18 protein-coding genes and 1 rRNA gene are annotated in these 20067 nt (G+C 71.1%); all 19 read left to right on the plus strand.

All coding sequences use genetic code 11. The features are described from left to right. Window positions 1-4 precede the first annotated feature (4 nt). Window positions 5-121, plus strand: a 5S ribosomal RNA gene (gene rrf, locus ABMQ42_RS14215). 73 nt (window positions 122-194) lie between these two features. After that, window positions 195-1673 carry a primosomal protein gene (locus tag ABMQ42_RS14220; RefSeq protein WP_349723656.1) on the plus strand — a complete coding sequence of 493 codons (1479 nt, stop codon included), beginning with the start codon at window positions 195-197 and terminating at the stop codon, window positions 1671-1673. Further along, window positions 1673-2716: an HAD-IIA family hydrolase gene (locus tag ABMQ42_RS14225; RefSeq protein WP_349723657.1), complete on the plus strand. Its 1044-nt coding sequence runs from the start codon at window positions 1673-1675 to the stop codon at window positions 2714-2716. The genes ABMQ42_RS14220 and ABMQ42_RS14225 overlap by 1 nt, the downstream gene beginning before the upstream one ends. 31 nt (window positions 2717-2747) lie before the next feature. After that, window positions 2748-2897, plus strand: coding sequence for a hypothetical protein (locus ABMQ42_RS14230; RefSeq protein WP_349723658.1), 150 nt, complete (start codon window positions 2748-2750; stop codon window positions 2895-2897). Then, window positions 2894-3694, plus strand: a complete 801-nt coding sequence (locus ABMQ42_RS14235; protein WP_349723659.1) for a TlyA family RNA methyltransferase — start codon at window positions 2894-2896, stop codon at window positions 3692-3694. Before ABMQ42_RS14230 ends, ABMQ42_RS14235 begins: the two co-directional genes overlap by 4 nt. Continuing rightward, the gene (locus ABMQ42_RS14240; RefSeq protein WP_349723660.1) at window positions 3691-4629 is read left to right on the plus strand and encodes an NAD kinase; all 939 of its coding nucleotides are present in this window, start codon (window positions 3691-3693) and stop codon (window positions 4627-4629) included. The genes ABMQ42_RS14235 and ABMQ42_RS14240 overlap by 4 nt, the downstream gene beginning before the upstream one ends. Then, on the plus strand, window positions 4626-6317 hold the full coding sequence (recN, locus tag ABMQ42_RS14245) for a DNA repair protein RecN (RefSeq protein ID WP_349723661.1): 1692 nt from the start codon (window positions 4626-4628) through the stop codon (window positions 6315-6317). Before ABMQ42_RS14240 ends, recN begins: the two co-directional genes overlap by 4 nt. After that, entirely contained in the window at window positions 6314-9181 is a 2868-nt protein-coding gene (locus ABMQ42_RS14250; RefSeq protein ID WP_349723662.1) for a hypothetical protein, read from the plus strand. Before recN ends, ABMQ42_RS14250 begins: the two co-directional genes overlap by 4 nt. A 17-nt stretch (window positions 9182-9198) precedes the next feature. Beyond that, window positions 9199-10926, plus strand: coding sequence for a CTP synthase (pyrG, locus tag ABMQ42_RS14255; RefSeq protein ID WP_349723949.1), 1728 nt, complete (start codon window positions 9199-9201; stop codon window positions 10924-10926). Continuing rightward, the gene (locus ABMQ42_RS14260; protein WP_349723663.1) at window positions 10919-11563 is read left to right on the plus strand and encodes an NUDIX domain-containing protein; all 645 of its coding nucleotides are present in this window, start codon (window positions 10919-10921) and stop codon (window positions 11561-11563) included. The genes pyrG and ABMQ42_RS14260 overlap by 8 nt, the downstream gene beginning before the upstream one ends. Before the next feature lie 4 nt (window positions 11564-11567). Continuing rightward, window positions 11568-12470 carry a site-specific tyrosine recombinase XerD gene (xerD, locus tag ABMQ42_RS14265; RefSeq protein WP_349723664.1) on the plus strand — a complete coding sequence of 301 codons (903 nt, stop codon included), beginning with the start codon at window positions 11568-11570 and terminating at the stop codon, window positions 12468-12470. 106 nt (window positions 12471-12576) lie between these two features. Beyond that, window positions 12577-13467, plus strand: a complete 891-nt coding sequence (locus ABMQ42_RS14270) for a ParA family protein (protein WP_349723665.1) — start codon at window positions 12577-12579, stop codon at window positions 13465-13467. Next, window positions 13451-14308: a segregation and condensation protein A gene (locus ABMQ42_RS14275; RefSeq protein ID WP_502884716.1), complete on the plus strand. Its 858-nt coding sequence runs from the start codon at window positions 13451-13453 to the stop codon at window positions 14306-14308. Before ABMQ42_RS14270 ends, ABMQ42_RS14275 begins: the two co-directional genes overlap by 17 nt. Then, window positions 14298-14879, plus strand: a complete 582-nt coding sequence (gene scpB / locus ABMQ42_RS14280) for an SMC-Scp complex subunit ScpB (RefSeq protein ID WP_349723666.1) — start codon at window positions 14298-14300, stop codon at window positions 14877-14879. Before ABMQ42_RS14275 ends, scpB begins: the two co-directional genes overlap by 11 nt. Further along, window positions 14876-15667 carry a pseudouridine synthase gene (locus tag ABMQ42_RS14285; protein WP_349723667.1) on the plus strand — a complete coding sequence of 264 codons (792 nt, stop codon included), beginning with the start codon at window positions 14876-14878 and terminating at the stop codon, window positions 15665-15667. The genes scpB and ABMQ42_RS14285 overlap by 4 nt, the downstream gene beginning before the upstream one ends. Continuing rightward, window positions 15664-16797: a prephenate dehydrogenase gene (locus ABMQ42_RS14290; RefSeq protein ID WP_349723668.1), complete on the plus strand. Its 1134-nt coding sequence runs from the start codon at window positions 15664-15666 to the stop codon at window positions 16795-16797. Before ABMQ42_RS14285 ends, ABMQ42_RS14290 begins: the two co-directional genes overlap by 4 nt. Beyond that, on the plus strand, window positions 16790-17473 hold the full coding sequence (gene cmk / locus ABMQ42_RS14295) for a (d)CMP kinase (protein WP_349723669.1): 684 nt from the start codon (window positions 16790-16792) through the stop codon (window positions 17471-17473). The genes ABMQ42_RS14290 and cmk overlap by 8 nt, the downstream gene beginning before the upstream one ends. Further along, window positions 17463-18986: a ribosome biogenesis GTPase Der gene (der, locus tag ABMQ42_RS14300; protein WP_349723670.1), complete on the plus strand. Its 1524-nt coding sequence runs from the start codon at window positions 17463-17465 to the stop codon at window positions 18984-18986. Before cmk ends, der begins: the two co-directional genes overlap by 11 nt. Window positions 18987-19042: 56 nt before the next feature. Beyond that, entirely contained in the window at window positions 19043-19948 is a 906-nt protein-coding gene (locus ABMQ42_RS14305) for an NUDIX domain-containing protein (protein WP_349723671.1), read from the plus strand. The last annotated feature ends 119 nt before the right edge of the window (window positions 19949-20067 follow it).

Below are 20067 nucleotides of genomic sequence, written 5' to 3' on the forward strand. Positions count from 1 at the left end.
GAGTTTCGGCGGCCATAGCGAGAAGGAAACGCCCGGTCACATTCCGAACCCGGAAGCTAAGCTTCTCAGCGCCGATGGTACTGCAGGGGGGACCCTGTGGGAGAGTAGGACACCGCCGAACATTTTTCCAGAAATGGCCACCCTCGAGGTGGCCATTTCTGTTTTACGGCAGAATCGGCAGATGAGGTATCGACGTGGCTGAAGACGACGAGCGCGCGAAGAGCGGCAGCGACCGGGGGGACAGCGGAGACCGGCGCCGCCCTGCGCACGGTCAGGAACGCAGCACCGGCCACCGAGACAAGAAGCCTTACGGCGAACGTGGTGAGCGCAAGCCCTACGGCGACCGCGATCGCAAGCCGTATGGCGATCGTGACCGTAAGCCGTATGGCAGCGGGGCGGATCGGAAGCCCTATGGTGATCGGGGCGATCGCAAGCCCTATGGTGACCGTGATCGTCAGCCGTACGGCGACCGTGATCGCAAGCCGTACGGCAATCGAGACGGCAAGCCCTATGGCGATCGTGACCGTAAGCCGTATGGCAACGGGGCGGATCGGAAGCCCTATGGTGATCGAGGCGATCGTAAGCCGTATGGTGATCGAGGCGATCGTAAGCCGTATGGTGACCGTGATCGCAAGCCGTACGGCAGCGACCGTGATCGCAAGCCGTACGGTAATCGAGACGGCAAGCCCTATGGCGATCGTGACCGTAAGCCGTATGGCAACGGGGCGGATCGTAAGCCGTATGGTGACCGGGGCGAGCGTAAGCCGTATGGTGACCGGTCGGATCGGAAGCCGTATGGTGACCGCGGTGCGCGGGGCCGCGTGGAGGGCCGCGATGACCGGCGTACGACGCGGCCGCCGCAGAGCGAGCGCGAGAACCGTCCGCTCGATCCGCGTCTGCCGGATGACATCACGCCCCGCGATCTGCATCCCGCAGCGCGCAACGAGCTGAAGACCCTGAGCAAGGAGAACGCCGAGCGGGTCGCACGGCACCTGGCGATGGCCGCGCAGCTCATCGACGAGGACGTCGCGCTCGCGCACGAGCACGCTCTGGCGGCATCCCGCCACGCGGGTCGCATTCCGGTCGCGCGGGAGACCGTCGCGATCACGGCGTATGCGACGGGGGACTTCGCCCTGGCGCTGCGCGAGCTGCGCACCTATCGCCGGCTGACGGGGCGCGACGACCAGATCGCGCTGATGGTCGACAGCGAGCGAGGGATGGGCCGTCCCGAGCGCGCGCTCGAAGAAGGGCGATCCGTGGACCGCGCCGCACTGCCGACAGAGGTGCGCGTGAATCTGGCCATTGCGATGTCGGGTGCCTGGCTCGATCTGGGCGATGCGCAGCGCGCGCTGCAGGAGCTCGAGATCCCCGAGGCGGATCCGGAGCGCGCCTTCGACTGGAGCCCGGCACTCTTCTCGGCGCGCGCCGCCGTTCTCGACGAGCTCGGCCGTGACGCCGAGGCCGCGCGCTGGCAGAAGTTCGCCGACGTGGCTGCCGAAGCGCTCGACGAAGCCGCCGGCGTCGACGAGAGCGAACTCATCGTCATCGAGGAGCTCGACGAGCCCGAGAACGAGCTGCCTGGCGAGGACGAGGTGCCCGCAGATGACGAAGCGCCTGCTGACGACGAGCCGCCGACACCCGCGGAGGCACCGGGCGAGGAGGCCGACGACTGATGGGGCTGTTCTCGCGACACCGTCCCACGTCCACGCCCCTCGACGGCGTCGACACGATCCTGGCCGACCTCGACGGCGTCGTGTATGCCGGTTCCGGGGCGCTTCCGCACGCTGTCGAGAGCCTCACGCGCGCGGCAGAGGGCGGTGCCCGCCTCGGCTACATCACGAACAATGCTTCACGCACCGATGCGAGCGTCGCGGCGCACCTGCGCGAGCTCGGGCTGAGCCGCACCGCGCCGGAAGACGTCGTCACCAGCCCGCAGGCCGCGGTGCGGCTGCTGCGCACCAAGGTGCCCGCCCCGGCGGTGATCCTCATCGTGGGCGGTGAAGGACTCGTCACCGAGGTGGAGCGCGCCGGCTACACCGTCACGCGCAGCGCGTCGGACGCGCCCGCCGCTGTGCTGCAGGGCTTCTCGCCCGACGTCGCGTGGACAGACCTCGCCCAGGCCGCGTTCGCGCTGAAGGTTCCCGAGGACGAAGGCGGCATCCCCTGGATCGCCACCAACACCGACTGGACCATCCCGCAGGCACAGGGCATCGCTCCCGGCAACGGCACGCTGGTCTCCGCCGTGCACACCGCGGTGGGGCGCCTCGCGACCGTGGCAGGAAAGCCCGAACCGCCGATCTACCATGAGGCCGTCGCGCGGTTCGGGGCGCAGCATCCCCTCTTCATCGGCGACCGGCTCGACACCGACATCGCCGGCGCACATGCCGCCGGCATCCCGTCCGTCCTCGTCCTCACCGGCGTGGACAGGCCCCGGCACGTGCTCGCGGCTCCCGCGGCGAGCCGGCCGACCTTCATCCTCGAGGACCTGCGCGAGCTGTTCGAGCCGTACCCGACCACGCACACGGACGGTGACACGACCCGCGTCGGCGATGCGATCGTGCGCATCGACGGAGCCGACCTGCGGCTGGTGGATGCCGGAACCCGGCCCATCGACCTCGTCCGGGCGGCCGCGGCCGCGGTGTGGGACTCGGGACGTGCGATCTTCGGCTTCCGCGTCGAGGAGGAACTGTACGCCGACCCGTTCTTCCGTCCCTGACCGGAGACGGGCCACGGACTACCATGGGCACATGGAACCGGGCGAGCGCGACGAGCTGATCAGCAGGCTGCGGGTGATCGAGGAGCAGCCGCTGTCGGAGCGCGCCGACGCCTATGCCCAGTTGCACGACGCCCTGGCACGGGAGCTCGACGCAGGACCGGCGGGTCTTCCGTCGGCATGACGCAGCGACTCGATCAGGCTCTCGCCGCGCGCGGGCTCGCGCGCTCGCGCACGCACGCACAGACGCTCATCGCACAGGGCGTCGTGACCGTCGAGGGACGTCCGGCGCACAAGCCGTCGACGCCGGTCGACGAGGGCGCATCACTCGCGGTCGCCGCGCCCGACCACTATGTGAGCCGTGCCGCGCACAAGCTGATCGCCGGACTCGACGCGTTCGCGGTGACCGTCGACGGACGCGTCGCGCTCGATATGGGCGCCTCGACCGGCGGGTTCACACAGGTGCTGCGCGAGCGCGGGGCCGCACCGGTCATCGCCGTCGACGTGGGGCACGACCAGCTCGTACGCGAGATCGCCGCGGATCCCGGTGTCATCCCGATCGAGGGCTTCAACGTCCGGTACATGACGCGCGACACGCTGGCGGAAGCGGCAGGGACCGGCGCCGCGCCCCAGGTGGTCACCGGCGACCTGTCGTTCATCTCGCTGCGTCACGTGCTGCCCGCGGTGCGGGACATCGCGACCGACGACGCCGACATCGTGCTGCTGATCAAGCCGCAGTTCGAGGTCGGGCGCACGGCCGTCAAGGGCGGCCTCGTCAGCAACCCGATCCTGCGCGCCGATGCCGTCGCGCAGGTGCTGTGGTCGGCGTGGGACGCGGGCCTGGCCACCCACGGGCTCATCCCGTCGCCGATCGTCGGCACCCACGGCAACCGCGAGTACGTCGTGCACCTCCGACCAGGGGCGGGCGCCGATCCGTCAGAATGGAGGAACACCGTGGACGAACTGACAGGGGGCTCATGAGCGACGAGCAGCGCAGCATCCTCGTCGTCGCGCACGCCCTGCGCGACGACACCGTCGAAGCCGCAGCCCGGGTGATCCGGGCCCTGCACGACGCCGGCGCGCGACCCGTGCTCGCCGCCGAGGACCGCGACGAACTGGCGTCGAGGCGCAGCGCGTTCGCGTCAACGGCGGTGCTGGGCACGGACGTCACCGTCCACGACATCGAGCTCGCCATCGTGCTCGGCGGCGACGGCACGATCCTGCGTGCGGCCGAGCTGGTGCGCGGGGGCGCCGCGCCGATCCTCGGCATCAACATGGGGCATGTGGGATTCCTGGCCGAGATCGATCGTGACGACATGGACGCCGCCGTGCGCCGCGTGATCGCCCGCGACTACCGCGTCGAAGAGCGCATGACCCTGGCGGTGCGGGTGAAGGATGCCGCGGGCCAGGTGATCTACTCGACCTGGGCCCTGAACGAGGCCACCGTCGAGAAAGCCAGCCGAGAGCGGATGCTCGAGGTCGTCGTCGAGATCGACGGCCGCCCGCTGTCGACCTTCGGGTGCGACGGGATGGTCGTGTCGACCCCGACCGGTTCCACCGCCTACAACTTCTCGGCCGGGGGCCCGGTGATCTGGCCCACGGTGGAGGCGATCTCGGTGGTGCCGCTGTCGGCCCACGCGCTCTTCGCGAAGCCGCTCGTCGTCGGGCCCGAGGCCTCGGTCGCGATCGAGGTGCTCGAACGCACGAACGGTGTCGGCGTGCTCTGGTGCGACGGACGGCGCTCGCACGACCTACCGCCCGGCGCCCGCGTCGTCGTGCGGCGCGCCGATGAGCCCGTGCGACTCGCACGGCTGCACCCGGCCGCGTTTACGGACCGTCTCGTGCGCAAGTTCCGACTGCCGGTCGACGGCTGGCGTGGCAACGGGGACGGCCCGAGCACGGGAAACGGCGCATGATCGAGGAGATGCGCCTGCAGGACCTCGGCGTCATCGCGCAGGCGACGCTGCCGCTCGGCCCCGGCTTCACGGCCATCACGGGAGAGACCGGCGCCGGCAAGACGATGGTCATCAGCGGCCTGAGTCTGCTGCTCGGCCGTCGTGCCGATTCGGGCGCGGTGCGCGCCGGTGCCGCGCAGGCGTCGGTGGAGGGCGTGTGGCTCGTCGACGAAGACGGGCCCGTCGCCGAGCGGGCGCGCGACGCCGGCGGCGATGTCGAGCCCTCGGGCGCGGGGCGCGCGGAGCTGTACGTGGGGCGGACGATCACCGCCGAGGGCCGCAGCCGTGCCACGGTGGGCGGGCGCAGCGCCCCGGCCGGCGTGCTCGCCGACCTGGCCGATCAGCTCGTGGTCATGCACGGGCAGTCCGACCAGCTGCGTCTGCGCTCGGCGGCCGCGCAGCGCGATGCGCTGGACCGCTTCGGCCGCGAGCCCGTGGCGTCGGCGCTCACGGCCTACCAGGAAGGCTTCACCGCCTGGCAGGAGATCGATCGTGCATTGACCGCACTGGTGACCGAACGCGACGCACGTGCCCGCGAGGCGGAGGAGCTGCGGGCGCTCATCGCCGAGATCGAGCAGGTCGATCCGCAGCCGGGCGAAGACGACGAGCTCACGGTGCGCGCCGAACGGCTCGCGAACATCGAAGAGCTGCGGATGGCCGCGGCAACGGCCCACGCCGCCCTCTCCAGCGAGGACGACCAGCCCGACGTCAGCGTGCTCGCGGGCGAAGCCCGGCGCGTGCTCGAACGTGCGGGGGAGAACGACCCCGCACTCGAGGAGTTCTCCGCGCAGGCCGCCGACATCGCGTACCGCGCGGCGGATCTCGCCGCCGGGCTGTCGGGATACCTGGCCGACCTGGACGAGTCCGGGCCCGCGGAGCTGGCGGCCGTCGAAGAACGTCGTGCGCAGCTGGGCGCGCTCATCCGCCGACACGGCGATCTCTCATCGGCGATCGATCTTCTGCAGACGGGCTCGGCACGGCTCGTCGAACTCGATGACGATTCGGACCGCATCGACCGGTTGACCGCCGAGCGCGAGGCCGCGGCATCCACTCTCGACGATGCGGCCGCCGCGCTCACCGCGGCGCGCGTCGACGCCGCGGCCCGGCTGGGCGAGGCCGTCACCGAAGAACTGCGGGCGCTGGCCATGCCCGACGCGCGGCTCGAGGTCGTCGTGGAGCCGGCGGCTCCCTCGCTGCACGGGCGCGACGAAGTGGCGATCCTGCTCGCGCCGCATCCGGGAGCGCAGTTGCGGTCGGTCTCGCGCGGAGCGTCCGGCGGCGAGCTGAGCCGGGTGATGCTCGCCATCGAGGTCGTGATCGCGGCGACCGACCCCGTTCCGACCTTCGTGTTCGACGAGGTGGATGCCGGCATCGGCGGCGCCGCCGCGATCGAGGTGGGGCGCCGGCTCGCGCGACTCGCCGAATCGGCGCAGGTCATCGCCGTCACGCACCTCGCCCAGGTCGCCGCGTTCGCCGGCAATCACCTGACGGTGGTCAAGGACAACGACGGCACCGTGACCGCTTCGAGCGTGCGGCGCCTGGACGGCGACGACCGCGAGGCGGAGATGGCGCGGCTGCTGTCCGGTCTCGCGGATTCCCAGGCGGCTCTCACGCATGCGCGGGAGCTGCTCGAGACCGCGCGCTCGTGACGGCTGAGGGGCCGCAGCGGCGGGAGCGGATGCCCGCCGACGCGATCGCCGTGGAGCAGCGTCGCCCCACGCCGCTCTATCGCTGGCTGTCGGCCCGACTCACCCGGCTGGAGCGCTGGGTGCGCTCGCACGGGTCGGTCAACCTGCGCTGGGGCATCGGGTTCGTCTGGGCGATGATCGTCGGCATCGGGCTGCTGCTGATCTTCGGCCCGGTGATCAACAAGCCGATCGGCTTCGACGACATCACCGCGTCCGCCGAGGACGTCACCGACACCTGGATCGCCCGGTCGTTCCAGGCGGACTACGTGCTGCATCGCACCGACGACGGCCGACTGCAGGTCGATGTGACCGAGCGGATCAGCGCCTTCTTCCCCGACGACGTGAGCGACGAGACGATCGAACGGGTGATCCCCGCAGAGTACGAGTCGCATGATCTGCGACCCACCCTCGCTCGTGCCACGTTCGACGGGGCGGCGGTCGATGCGCGCACGCGAACCACCGCCGACGGAGTGGTCTTCGACATCCCGCACCCGGCAGGGCTGCGCGGCGATCACGACCTCGTGCTTCACTACACGCTGCACGATATGGCGTATGCGGCTCAGGACGACTCAACAGCCCGCGACGAGCAGCTGTGGGAGTGGAACGCCTACGGTCCGGCGTTCGCGCACGGGGTCGCGCACTCCGAACTGAACATCACGGTGCCGCGCGATCTCACTGACGAGTACTCGCGGCAACCTCGGGGCGGACTCTCGTGGCTGCTGGCGGGGGACTCATCCCGGCTGGAGGCGGAGCGCACCACGGCCGACACGGTGACCTACACCCTCACGAACGACCAGAGCATCCCGCCGTACGCGACCTTCTGGTTCCGGTTCGGGTTCGAACCCGGGACGTTCGCTCTGCCGGCGCCGTCGGCCCTCTACTGGGTGCAGGTGATCGGCCCGTTCGTGCCGCTGCTGCTCCTGGCGGTGACCCTGCTGTTCGCCCTCGCGGCCCGTGCCGTCGCCTGGTCGGATGCCCGCGGACGCGCCTGGTACGTGTACCGGGAGGACCCGCCCGACACCGTGAGCCCGGCTCTGGCGGCGCGGGTGTGGGGATCGGTGCGGAACACTCCCCTCGTCGAGGCGCTCGATGCCTATCGCACCGGCGGCGGCGCGGCCGACAAGCGGCGCCTGGTGCGCGCCGCGCGACAGGCGGGCAGACCCGGCGACGCGATGCTCGCATGGGGGCGCCACGTGGGCGGATCGGCGTGGCGTGAGTCGTTCACGCGCGGACTGCGGCGCGTCCCGCGCGGGTTCGTGCGGGAGTCGTTCATCGGCGCGGCCATCGCGTGGACCGTGCTGCAGTGGGGTCTTGTGCGCCAGCTGTCGTACCAGGTGCCGCTGTCCCGCTACTGGTGGCCGGTGGCCGTCGTGGCGGTGTCGGTGCTCCTCGCCGGCGTCATTCTGACCATCGCGCTCACGGCCCGTCCGCTCACGCGCAAGGGCGCGCTCGTGAAGGAGGACCTGCTCGGGCTGCGCCTGTACGCGCAGCAGACGCTCGCGGAGCACCGGATCGGTCTGAGGAACCCGCTGCTGCCGTACACGGTGATGTTCGCGTCGCCGCGTCGTGCCGGGCGTCTGGTCCGCGCGCTCATCGCGCAGAAGGGCCTGGACGCGGACGTCGCCGCCGACCCGAGATTCCTGTCCGGTGGACGGCTGGCACTGCGGACGGCGGCCGTGCTGGCCGTTCCCGCCGCCATCGCCGTGGTCACCTGGGTGCCCGCGAGCACACACTACGACTTCGACGACGCGGGGTACGACAGCGATGTCGTCGCCGGCGCGTACGGCTTCTTCGTGAACACGTTCGCGGCCGACGCCACGCTGACCGGCGCCCCGGGCGGCGCCCCGCGGCTGGAGGTCACCGAGCACATCACCGCCGACGTGGGGGAGGGCTACCGCAACGTGCCCCAGGTCGTGCGGCAGTGGCACGACACCGTCAACGGACACCGGATGGGGCTGACCGTGACCTCGGTGACCGTCGACGGATCTCCGGTGGGGTTCTCACAGAGCCGTCTCGAGGGGCAGGCGCTGCTGCGCACACGGCTGCCGGACGAGTGGCCCGGCGCGCACGACGTGACGATCCGCTACGTGATCGACGACCCGGTCGCCGAGGTCTGGGAGGACGGACGATGGCAGCAGAGGCTGCGCTGGACGGCGCTGAGCCCCGGATGGGACTCCGGCTGGGCCGGAGTGAACCATGACGTGCAGGGGGTGTCGCTCTCGCTGACGATCGCCGACGGGGTGCGGGATGCCGCGACAAGCGGACACGGCTGGCTCGGCGGAGGCATGTGGCCCGATCTGAGGGTCCGCGACTTCGGGGCACCCGCACGGTCGGCATCCGGCACGGAGTACGCCGAATGGTTCGCGCCGGACGAGGACGGGCTGTGGCCGCACAGCGTCACGGAGGACGGACCCTTCTGGTCGAACGACGACTACCTGGGCGCACAGCTGCAGTTCCCCGAGGCGACGTTCGCGTCCGGGTCGCACGCGGCCTTCGTCGCCGACGCCGGAGTGCGTGCGCTGCCGATCGCGCTGCCGATACTGTGCGCGATGATCGCCGTCGGGGCGGGACTGATCGGCATCGTCCGCGGGCGGCGGGGCGTGTCCGGGGCGCCCCGGGACATGACGCGCTGGATCACGCCGTGGCTCACCGTCGCCGCCTGGATGCTGACCGTCTGGGCGACCCGCGACCTGGCCGGCGACGAGCCGGAGTTCCTGCCGATCATGGGCAGCGCGGGACTGGCCACAGCAGCCGCCGTCTGGATGTTCATCGCGACACGACGCCGGCACACGCCGACACGCACCCACCGTTCAGCCTCGCACTGATAGGATCGAAGCCCGTGATGCACAGTTCAGGCTCAGGCGATTCCGGACCTCTTGTCGACACCACGGCGACCGACGACGACACCACCAAGCACATCTTCGTGACCGGCGGTGTCGTCTCCTCTTTGGGGAAGGGTCTGACCGCCGCGAGCTTGGGCAATCTGCTCACCGCGCGGGGACTGCATGTGGTCATGCAGAAGCTCGACCCGTACTTGAATGTCGACCCCGGGACGATGAACCCGTTCCAGCACGGCGAGGTCTTCGTCACCGATGACGGCGCCGAGACCGACCTCGACATCGGGCACTACGAGCGCTTCCTCGACGTGGACCTGAGTCAGGCCGCCAACGTCACCACGGGGCAGATCTACTCGACCGTGATCGCCCGCGAGCGCGCCGGCGAGTACCTCGGCGACACGGTGCAGGTCATCCCGCACATCACCGACGAGATCAAGCGGCGCATGCGCCTGCAGGCAGACGCCGACCCCAAGCCCGACGTGATCATCACCGAGGTGGGCGGCACGATCGGCGACATCGAGTCGACACCCTTCATCGAGGCGGCCCGCCAGCTGCGCCACGAGCTCGGCCGCGACAACGTGTTCTTCGTGCACGTGTCGCTGCTGCCGTACATGGGCGCCTCCGGTGAGCAGAAGACGAAGCCGACGCAGCACTCCGTCGCCGCCCTCCGCCAGCTCGGCGTGCAGCCCGACGCGCTCGTGCTGCGCAGCGACCGGCCGGTCAGCGACGGCAACCGCAAGAAGATCGCGCTGATGTGCGACGTCGACATCGAGGGCGTGGTCAACACCGTCGATCTGCCGAGCATCTACGACATCCCGTCGACGCTCAACGACCAGGGGCTGGACGTCTACATCGCCCGCCGCCTGGGCCTGGCCGGGAAGGCCGGCGAGGTCGACTGGACGCGTTGGCAGAAGGTCCTCGACGCCGTGCACAACCCGCGCCACGAGGTCACCATCGGCCTGGTCGGCAAGTACATCGACCTGCCGGACGCCTACCTCTCGGTCACCGAGGCGGTCAAGGCCGGCGGGTTCGCCCAGGAGACGAAGGTCCGCATCGAGTGGATCCCCTCCGACGAGTGCGAGACGCCGGAGGGTGCGCAGAAGTCGCTCGCTCACCTCGACGGCATCGTCGTCCCCGGCGGCTTCGGCATCCGCGGCATCGAGGGCAAGCTCGGCGCGCTGCGCTTCGCGCGCGAGCAGGGCATCCCGACCCTGGGACTGTGCCTCGGCCTGCAGTGCATGGTCATCGAGTACGCACGCAACGTGGCCGGCATCGCCGGTGCCTCGTCGAGCGAGTTCGACCCCGACACCGCCGACCCGGTGATCGCGACGATGGCCGAGCAGGTCGACATCATCGCCGCCGGCGATCTGGGCGGCACGATGCGGCTCGGGCTGTACCCCGCCGATCTGGCGGAGGGGTCGCTGGCCGCCGAGGTCTACGGCTCGAACCGGGTCGAGGAGCGCCACCGGCACCGCTACGAGGTCAACAACGCGTACCGCGACCGGCTGAGCGACGCGGGCCTCGTGTTCTCGGGGCTGTCACCCGATCGCAACCTCGTCGAATACGTGGAGCTGCCCCGCGCGGAGCACCCGTACTACATCGCGACGCAGGCCCACCCCGAGCTGCGCTCGCGGCCCACCAGCGCGCACCCGCTCTTCCGCGGACTCGTCGAGGCGGCACTTGTGCGCCACCGTGCGAGCGAGCTGTTCGATGACGAGGGCGACGATGACTGAACCGTTGCAGGACGAGCCGGCCGAGGCCGCGGTCACGCGCAGCGACACCGTGTACGAGGGTCGGGTGTGGAACATCCGCCGCGATGAGGTCTCGTACAACGGCGAGACCATCGTGCGCGAGTACATGGACCATACGGGCGCCGTGGCGGTGCTGGCACTGGATGAAGACGACCGGATGCTGCTGATCAAGCAGTACCGGCATCCGGTCCGCGCGCGCGAGTGGGAGATCCCGGCGGGACTCCTCGACATCGCACAGGAGGACGCCCTGACGGCCGCGCAGCGTGAGCTCGCCGAGGAGACCGACCTGACCGCCGCGCGGTGGGACGTGCTGGCCGAGTTCTCCACGAGCCCCGGCGGCAGCGACGAGTGCATCCGCATCTATCTCGCCCGTGACCTCGCGCCGGCCGCCGAGTCGTTCGAGCGCGAGGCCGAGGAGGCCGACATCGAGCTGCGCTGGGAGCCGCTCGAGGACGTCGTGGCGGCGGTGCTCGCACGCCGTGTGCAGAACCCTTCGCTCGTGATCGGCGCACTGGCGGCGCACGCGTCGCGGGCGGCCGACTGGCAGAGCCTCGTCCCCGGCGACACGCCGTGGCCGCGGCGTTCCCGGCCGGTGGGCGCGGGCATCGGCGAGGGCTGATCCCGTGCAGCTCGACCGGGCGATGGACGCGTTCCTGCGCCACGTCACGGTCGAGCGCGGCCTGAGCGAGCACACGGTGGGCGCCTACCGGCGGGATCTGACCGGTTACGTGCAGTGGATGTCGCAGCACGACGTCACCGACAGCGCGCAGGTGACGGCGGCACGGGTGACCGAGTTCATCGCGGAGCGGTCCGGAGCTCAGCCCCGGCCCGCGGCATCCAGTCTCGCCCGTCTGCAGTCGTCGGTACGCGGGCTGCATCGATTCCTGCAGCGGGAGGGCATCGAGGCCGAGGACCCGACGGGACGGCTGCGTCCGCCGAAACTGCCGCAGCGACTGCCCAAGGCCCTCACCGTCGACCAGGCCGTGCGGCTGCTGGAGGCGCCGGACCCCGCCGAGCCGCTGGGCATCCGCGACCGGGCGCTGCTCGAGCTGCTGTACGCGACCGGCGCGCGCGTGTCGGAGGTCGTGCAGCTCGACGTCGACGACCTCGCCCACGGCGATGTGCTGCGCGTGCGCGGGAAGGGCTCGAAGGAGCGCATCGTGCCCGTCGGGCAGTATGCACGCGAAGCCGTCGACGCGTACCTCACCCGGGTGCGCCCCGAGCTGTCGCGTCGGGGGCGCGCGACGCCCCGACTGTTCCTCGGTGCGCGCGGAGCGCCGCTGTCACGCCAGAGCGTGTGGCTGGTCATCCAGGCTGCGGCCGAGCGCGCCCAGCTGAGCGCTCATGTCTCGCCGCACACGCTGCGGCACTCGTTCGCGACCCACCTGCTGCAGGGCGGGGCGGATGTGCGCGTCGTTCAGGAGCTGCTCGGGCACGCGTCGGTCGCGACCACGCAGATCTACACCCATGTGAGCGCGGACGCGCTGCGTGACGTGTACGCGACCTCGCATCCGCGGGCTCAGTGAGACGGCGGAAACACCCTGATCCGGCGACATCCCGCACCGGCCGCCCGCGGACGGGGCGTTCTCCTCGCTAGAATCGTCCGGAAAGCACGACAAGGTCAGGAGAACGGTGGCGGGCAGCACGGCGAGCAAGACGCAGAAGTCGAAGGCCGCAGGCGACACGCCGATCGGCCCGACGGGGCGCCCGTACCACGGCTTCCCGACCCCTCCGGCCCTCTCCGGTCACGGTCCGGCGCGCATCATCGCCCTGTGCAACCAGAAGGGCGGCGTCGGCAAGACGACGACCACGATCAACCTGGCGGCGGCGCTCGCGGGCTACGGCCGCAAGGTGCTCGCCGTCGACTTCGACCCGCAGGGGGCGCTGTCGGCCGGGCTCGGCATCGCGACGCATGAGATCCCGACGATCTATGACCTCCTGCTGGACGGCAAGCGGGACCCGCACGGGGTGATCGTGCACACGGCGATCGAGAACCTCGACGTGATCCCGGCGAACATCGACCTGTCGGCGGCCGAGGTGCACCTGGTCAACGAGGTCGCCCGCGAGATGACGCTGGCGCGCGCCCTGCGCGACGTCTCGAAAGAGTACGACGTCATCCTCATCGACTGCCAGCCCTCGCTCGGCCTGCTGACGGTCAACGCGCTGACGGCGAGCCATGGCGTAGTGATCCCGCTGGAGTGCGAGTTCTTCGCGCTGCGCGGCGTCGCGCTGCTCATCGAGACGATCGACAAGGTGCGCGACAGGCTCAACCCCGCGATCGAGCTCGACGGCGTGCTGGCGACCATGTACGACCCGCGCACCCTGCACTCGCGCGAGGTGCTCGAGCGGGTCGTGGAGGCGTTCGGCGACGACGTCCTGGAGACGGTCATCGGGCGGACGGTGAAGTTCCCCGACGCGTCGGTGTCGGGCGTTCCCATCACCGAGTTCGCCCCGGAGCACGCGGCCGCTCAGGCCTACCTGCGGCTCGCGCGGGAGCTGGTCGCGCGTGGCGCAGTCGCCTGAGACGGCGCCCGAGAACGGCGTGCGGTCGCCTGAGACGGCGCCCGACGCGGACGCTCCGGAGGGCGGCTTCCGGGTCTCGGTCGGCGTCTTCGACGGGCCGTTCGACCTGCTGCTGCACCTGCTGGGTACCCACGAGCTCGACATCACCGAGGTCGCACTGTCGACGGTGACGGGGGAGTTCATCGCCTATCTGCGCGAGCTGCAGACCGAGGACGACCTGGACGAGGCATCCGAGTTCCTCGTCGTGGCGGCGACCCTGCTCGACATGAAGGTCGCCGGTCTCCTGCCGCAGGGCGAGTTCGTCGACGCCGAGTCGGTGGCGCTGCTGGAGGCCCGCGACCTCCTTTTCGCGCGGCTGCTGCAGTACCGCGCCTTCAAGGAGGTCTCCGCGTGGTTCTCGCGCTGCCTGGTGCGCGAGGACCGGCGTCACGCGCGCGCCGTGCGGCTGGACGCGAAGTATCGCAACGCCGCGCCCGAGCTGGTCTGGACGCTGTCCGCCGACGACTTCGCGGCGCTCGCGCTGCTCGCGTTCGCGCCGAAGGAGATCCCGACGGTGGGGCTGGACCACCTGCACGCGCCGTTGGTGAGCATCCGCGAGCAGGCGGCGGTCGTGGTGACGATGCTGCGCTCGGCCGGCAGCCTGACCTTCCGGGATCTCGTGACGGGCGTCGCGCAGCGCGGAGTGGTGATCGCCCGCTTCCTGTCGGTGCTCGAGCTGTACCGGCACGCCGCCCTCACCTTCGAGCAGCTCGAGCCGCTCGGAGACCTCACCCTGACCTGGACCGCCGAGCGGTGGTCCGAAGAGAACCTCGCCGCGCTGGGAGCCGACTATGACCGATGACGTCCACGCCGTCGCGCGAAAGCTCGAGGCGATCCTGCTGATCGTGGAGGAGCCGCAGAGCCTCGTCGCTCTCGCCACCGCGGTCGGCGAACCCGTGCCGGCCGTGCGTCAGGCGATCGAAGGGCTCGTCGCCGACTACGACGGCGAGACCGGCGGACCGCGCCGGGGCTTCGAACTGCGCGAGGTCGGCGGGGGCTGGCGGCTCTACGTGCGCGAGGACTTCGACGATCTGGTCGGCGAGTTCGTGAACACCCAGGCGCCCTCACGGCTTTCGCAGGCGGCTCTCGAGACCCTTGCGGTCATCGCCTACAAGCAGCCGGTGTCGCGCAGCCAGGTGGCCGCCGTCCGCGCCGTCAACGTCGACTCGGTCGTGCGGACCCTCCTGGGGCGTGGCCTCGTGACGGAGATCGGCCACGACGCCGAGACCGGCGCGATCCTGTACGGCACGACCGACGCGCTGCTGGTGAACCTCGGCATCAACTCGCTCGACGAGCTGCCGCCGATCTCGCCGCTGCTCGACGACGTCGACGCGGTGGGCGCCGACGGAATCGATGAACGGGGAGCGCGATGAGCGACGACGGCCAGAGCGCCGAGGGAGTGCGCCTGCAGAAGGCACTCGCGAACGCGGGCGTCGCCTCGCGCCGCGTGAGCGAGCAGTTGATCGTCGAGGGACGTGTGCGCGTCAACGGTGCGGTCGTGACCGAGCTCGGCAGCCGCATCGATCCCGAGCGCGACCTCGTGGACGTCGACGGCACCGCCGTGCAGTTCGATCAGACCAAGCGCTACGTCATGCTCAACAAGCCCACCGGCGTGGTGAGCTCGATGCGCGATGACCGCGGGCGTCCCGACCTGCGCCGGTTCACGGGGGAGTGGTCCGAGCGGCTGTACAACGTGGGGCGGTTGGATGCCGAGACCAGCGGCCTGCTCGTGCTGACGAACGACGGCGAACTGGCACACGTGCTGGCGCATCCGTCGTTCGGTGTCACGAAGGTGTACATCGCCAAGGTGCGCGGCGCCGTGACGCCGCAGACGATCGCGTCGCTGACGCGCGGCATCGACCTCGACGACGGGCCCATCGCGGCCGATCGCGCCCGGCTGCTGGACCGCTCGGGCGGCACCAGCCTGGTCGAGCTCACGCTGCACTCGGGCCGCAACCGCATCGTGCGGCGCATGATGGCCGAAGTGGGGCATCCCGTCGACGAACTCGTGCGCCGGCGGTTCGGACCGCTCCACCTGGGAACTCTCCCGGTGGGCGCGACCCGTGAGTTGACTAAAGTGGAACGCGGCGCGCTGCTGACCCTCGCGCGCCGTGAGCCGGGGGAGCCGACACCGCCGGAGGACGACCAGGAGACCCCATGAGCCAGAGCACCGGCGTGCCCGCACACGGTGGCGGGCGCAGTGCTGCGCGCACCTCGGGGACCGTGCGGGTCGTGGGCGCGGGTCTGCTCGGCGCGAGCATCGGCCACGCGCTGAGCGCCCTCGGCGTCGACGTCGCGCTCGCCGACACATCACCGGCCCAGCTGCGCCTGGCCGTCGACTACGGTGCGGGGCGCGCTGCCGGCGACGACGATCGCCCGCGCCTGGTGGTGGTGGCCGTGCCGCCGGACGTCACGGCCGACGTCGTCGCCCGTGAGCTGGCCGCCTTCCCTGATGCCGTGGTCACCGATGTGGCCAGCGTCAAGTTCGAGCCGCTGCGCGCCCTGCGCGAGCGTGATGTCGACCTCACGCACTACATCGGCTCGCATCCGCTGGCCGGTCGCGAGCGCGGCGGCGCCATCTCGGCGCGCGCCGATCTGTTCATCGGCCGTCCCTGGGTCGTATGCCGCGACGCGGAGACCTCGCCCGCCGATCTCGCGATCGTCGAGGGCCTCGCGCTCGATCTCGGGGCGCAGCCGATCGAGATGGATCCCGCCGAGCACGATCGCTCGGTCGCCCTCGTCTCGCACGTGCCGCAACTGGTCGCCAGCCTTCTGGCCGGCCGCTTCACGGCCGCGCCCGAGGGATCGCTGCGGCTGGCCGGCCAGGGCGTGCGCGACACCACCCGGATCGCGGCATCCGCTCCCGAGCTGTGGGTGCAGATCCTCGGTGCGAATGCGGAGCCCGTCGTCGACGTGCTCGACGCGCTCGCCGGCGATCTGCGCGACGTCGCCGACGCACTTCGCCACCCCGACGCGCCCGGTGCGCGGCGCACCGTCGCCGACACGATCCGGCGCGGCAACGAGGGCGTTGAGCTGCTCCCCGGCAAACACGGGCAGAACCGCCGCTTCGCCCAGGTGGTCGTCATGGTCGACGACACGCCGGGCCAGCTGGGCCGCCTGTTCGGCGAGCTCGGCGAACTGGATGTCAACGTCGAGGACCTGCGGCTGGAGCACTCTCCGGGCGCGCAGTTCGGCCTCGCCGAGATCAGTGTCGACCCGGGCGCCGCACGGCGCGCGGAAGAGGGCCTGGCCGCACGCGGCTGGCGGATTGCGAGCACCACGAATGACTGACGTCGCCATCGTCGCCATCGACGGACCGGCGGGATCCGGCAAGTCGAGCGTCTCGAAGCAGGCGGCCCGCGCCCTCGGGTACGGGTACCTCGACACCGGCGCGGCCTACCGCGCCCTCGCCTGGCACGTGCTCGAGCAGGGCGCCGACACCGCGGACGCCGCCGCCGTGCAGGCTGCGGCATCCGATTTCCCGTACGCCATCTCGCTCGACCCCGACGACTATTGGGTGCGGGTGGGAGACACCGACGTGACCGCCGCGATCCGCGACCCGCGGGTGTCCGGCGCCGTCAGCGGGGTCGCTCGGGTTCCCGAGGTGCGGGTGCAGGTCAACGAGCTGTTCCGGGCGCTGGCCGCGGCATCCGACCGCCCCGGCGTCATCATCGAGGGTCGCGACATCACCACGGTCGTCGCGCCCGATGCACCCGTGCGCATCCTGCTCACGGCCGCTCCCGAGGTGCGTGCCGCCCGCCGCGCCGCCGAGGTGACCGAGCAGGATGCCGCGGCCGTCGCCGCCGCCCTGCACAAGCGCGACGCGTCGGACTCGAGCGTCGTCGACTTCCTGAACGCCGCGCCGGGAGTCGAGGTGGTCGACTCGACCGACCTCGACTTCGCGCAGACCGTCGACGCCGTCCTCGGCGTCGTACACGAGAAGCTGGAGAACGCCGATGGGCGCTGAAGACGAGTACGAGCCCGGCCAGGATCACCTGGCCGAACGGCTCGCCGACATCGACGAGACGCTTGCCGAGCAGCGTGCCGAGGCGCTGCGCGCGTCGCTGGCCGACTATGAGCTGGAGGACGAGGACGCCGCGCTGCTGGCCGGTGTCACGCTCGGCGAGGACGGCATCGAGTACCTGCCGGCGCTGCCGGTGGTCGCGATCGTCGGGCGGCCGAACGTCGGCAAGTCGGCGCTGGTGAACCGCATCCTCGGTCGCCGCGAGGCGGTCGTCGAAGACACGCCGGGCGTCACCCGTGACCGCGTGATGTACAAGGCGGAGTGGCTCGACCGGCGCTTCACGATCGTCGACACCGGCGGATGGGAGCCCGACGCGAAGGGCATCGACCGCTCGGTCGCCGCCCAGGCCGAGGTCGCCATCGACCTGTCGGACGTCGTGCTGTTCGTCGTCGACGCGAAGGTCGGCGCCACCTCGACCGATGAGCACGTCGTGCGGCTGCTGCGCAAGGCGGGCAAGCCGGTGTTCCTCGTGGCGAACAAGATCGACGACTCGCGGCAGGAGCCGGAGGCCGCCGCACTGTGGAATCTCGGGCTGGGCGAGCCGCATCCCGTCTCGGCCATCCACGGTCGTGGCGTGGCGGATCTTCTCGACCTTGTGGTCAAGGCACTGCCGGAGGTGTCGGCGGTCGCCAAGAACGAGATCGGCGGGCCGCGACGCGTCGCGATCCTCGGCCGCCCGAACGTGGGCAAGTCGTCGCTGCTGAACAAGGCCGCGGGTGAAGAGCGCGTGGTCGTCAACGAGCTCGCCGGCACGACCCGCGATCCGGTCGACGAGATCGTCGAGCTCGGTGGCAAGGTCTGGCGCTTCGTGGACACCGCCGGCATCCGGCGCCGCGTGCATCTGCAGCAGGGCGCCGACTTCTACGCGTCGCTGCGCACGTCGGCGGCGCTGGAGAAGGCGGAGGTCGCCGTCGTCGTGCTCGACGTCTCGCAGCCGATCAGCGAGCAGGACATCCGCATCATCGACATGGTGCTCGAGTCGGGCCGCGCGCTCGTGCTCGCGTACAACAAGTGGGACCGCCTGTTCGACGACGACATGGAGAACCAGGACCGCCGCCGGTACCTGGAGCGCGAGATCGAGCAGGACCTCGCGCATGTCGCCTGGGCGCCGCGCGTGAACATCTCCGCGCGCACGGGACGTCACCTCGACCGGCTCGTGCCGGCGCTGGAGACGGCCCTCACGTCGTGGGACACCCGCATCCCCACCGGAAAGTTCAACGCCTTCCTCGCCGAGCTCGTCGCCGAGCACCCGCACCCGCTGCGGGGCGGCAAGCAGCCGCGCATCCTGTTCGGCACCCAGGCGGGCACCCGCCCGCCGACGTTCGTCCTGTTCACGACCGGCTTCCTCGACCCCGGCTACCGGCGCTTCATCCAGCGCCGGCTGCGCGAGCTGTACGGCTTCGAGGGCTCGCCGATCGTCATCAACATGCGGGTGCGCGAGCGCCGGCAGCGCTGAGTCGTTGCGTGACGCGGCGCGGCCTCGGCGCCGCGCCGCTGTGACAGGCTGGACAGGTGACGATCGAGTACCCGCGCCCCGGTGAGCCGCGACGTCCGTCCGGCCCGCGCGACCCGGGCGACGCCTGGGTGATCGCCGACTCGGGGGAGCGGTACTGGGGGCGCTTCGGCGCCGCGGGACTGCTGGCCTACGACGCCGTGCGCGGCGTGCTGCTGCAGCATCGCGTGTCGTGGAGCCACCACGGCGACACCTGGGGTCTGCCCGGCGGTGCGCGTCACGAGGGCGAGTCGGCCCGTGCCGGTGCGCTGCGCGAGGCGCAGGAAGAGGCCGGGGTCCCCGACGGCGCCGTGCGTGCGCGGCTCATGAGCGTGCTCGACCTTCAGGTCTGGACCTACGCGACGGTCGTCGCCGATGTGATCCGGCCGTTCGAGCCGGTCATCAGCGACCCCGAGAGCGTGGCGTTGGAGTGGGTGCCCGTCGCCGAGGTCGACCAGCGCCCGCTGCACCCGGGATTCGCCGACGCCTGGCCGCGGCTGCGTGCGCTGCTCGACGTGCGGCCCGCGCTCGTCGTGGACGCCGCGAACGTCGTGGGCTCGGTGCCCGACGGCTGGTGGCGTGACCGTCTCGGGGCCGCAGACCGGCTGATCGACGACGTCACCCGTCTCGTGGACGAGGGGGTGGATGCCGCGGCCCTCGATCTCGCCGCGGGCACCTGGTTCCCCGAGACGAGCGTGGTGGTCGAAGGACGGGAGAAGGCCGTCTCGGACCGCGACGGCTCCCGCGTGCGGATCGTGCGGGCCGCGGCATCCGGCGATGACACGATCGTCGGCGAGGCGACGCGCCTGGTCGACGCGGGACGCACCGTGACCGTCGTCACGAGCGACCGAGAGCTCAGCGATCGCTGCGGCGCGGTCGGCGCGAGCGTGCACGGCGCGCGGTGGCTGCGCGACCTCTTCCTCTGAATCCGCGGATCGTCGGCGCTCGTTCTTCTCCCTTGCTGTCATTCCTGTCTCTATATGTATGATTGACGCAATGTCAGGACAAAGATAGGAGACAATGTGAGTCCCGATGCCCGACGCCA

Origin of the sequence: Microbacterium sp. KR10-403, from assembly GCF_040196215.1 — a bacterium.
In the GTDB taxonomy this organism is placed as follows: domain Bacteria; phylum Actinomycetota; class Actinomycetes; order Actinomycetales; family Microbacteriaceae; genus Microbacterium.

Excerpts from the sequence above, each read along its gene's own strand:
- ABMQ42_RS14225 (WP_349723657.1), top strand. The coding sequence starts at position 1,673 with ATGGGGCTGTTCTCGCGACACCGTCCCACGTCCACGCCCCTCGACGGC.
- ABMQ42_RS14230 (WP_349723658.1), top strand. The coding sequence starts at position 2,748 with ATGGAACCGGGCGAGCGCGACGAGCTGATCAGCAGGCTGCGGGTGATC.
- ABMQ42_RS14235 (WP_349723659.1), top strand. The coding sequence starts at position 2,894 with ATGACGCAGCGACTCGATCAGGCTCTCGCCGCGCGCGGGCTCGCGCGC.
- ABMQ42_RS14240 (WP_349723660.1), top strand. The coding sequence starts at position 3,691 with ATGAGCGACGAGCAGCGCAGCATCCTCGTCGTCGCGCACGCCCTGCGC.
- recN (WP_349723661.1), top strand. The coding sequence starts at position 4,626 with ATGATCGAGGAGATGCGCCTGCAGGACCTCGGCGTCATCGCGCAGGCG.
- pyrG (WP_349723949.1), top strand. The coding sequence starts at position 9,199 with ATGCACAGTTCAGGCTCAGGCGATTCCGGACCTCTTGTCGACACCACG.
- ABMQ42_RS14260 (WP_349723663.1), top strand. The coding sequence starts at position 10,919 with ATGACTGAACCGTTGCAGGACGAGCCGGCCGAGGCCGCGGTCACGCGC.
- scpB (WP_349723666.1), top strand. The coding sequence starts at position 14,298 with ATGACCGATGACGTCCACGCCGTCGCGCGAAAGCTCGAGGCGATCCTG.
- ABMQ42_RS14285 (WP_349723667.1), top strand. The coding sequence starts at position 14,876 with ATGAGCGACGACGGCCAGAGCGCCGAGGGAGTGCGCCTGCAGAAGGCA.
- ABMQ42_RS14290 (WP_349723668.1), top strand. The coding sequence starts at position 15,664 with ATGAGCCAGAGCACCGGCGTGCCCGCACACGGTGGCGGGCGCAGTGCT.
- cmk (WP_349723669.1), top strand. The coding sequence starts at position 16,790 with ATGACTGACGTCGCCATCGTCGCCATCGACGGACCGGCGGGATCCGGC.
- der (WP_349723670.1), top strand. The coding sequence starts at position 17,463 with ATGGGCGCTGAAGACGAGTACGAGCCCGGCCAGGATCACCTGGCCGAA.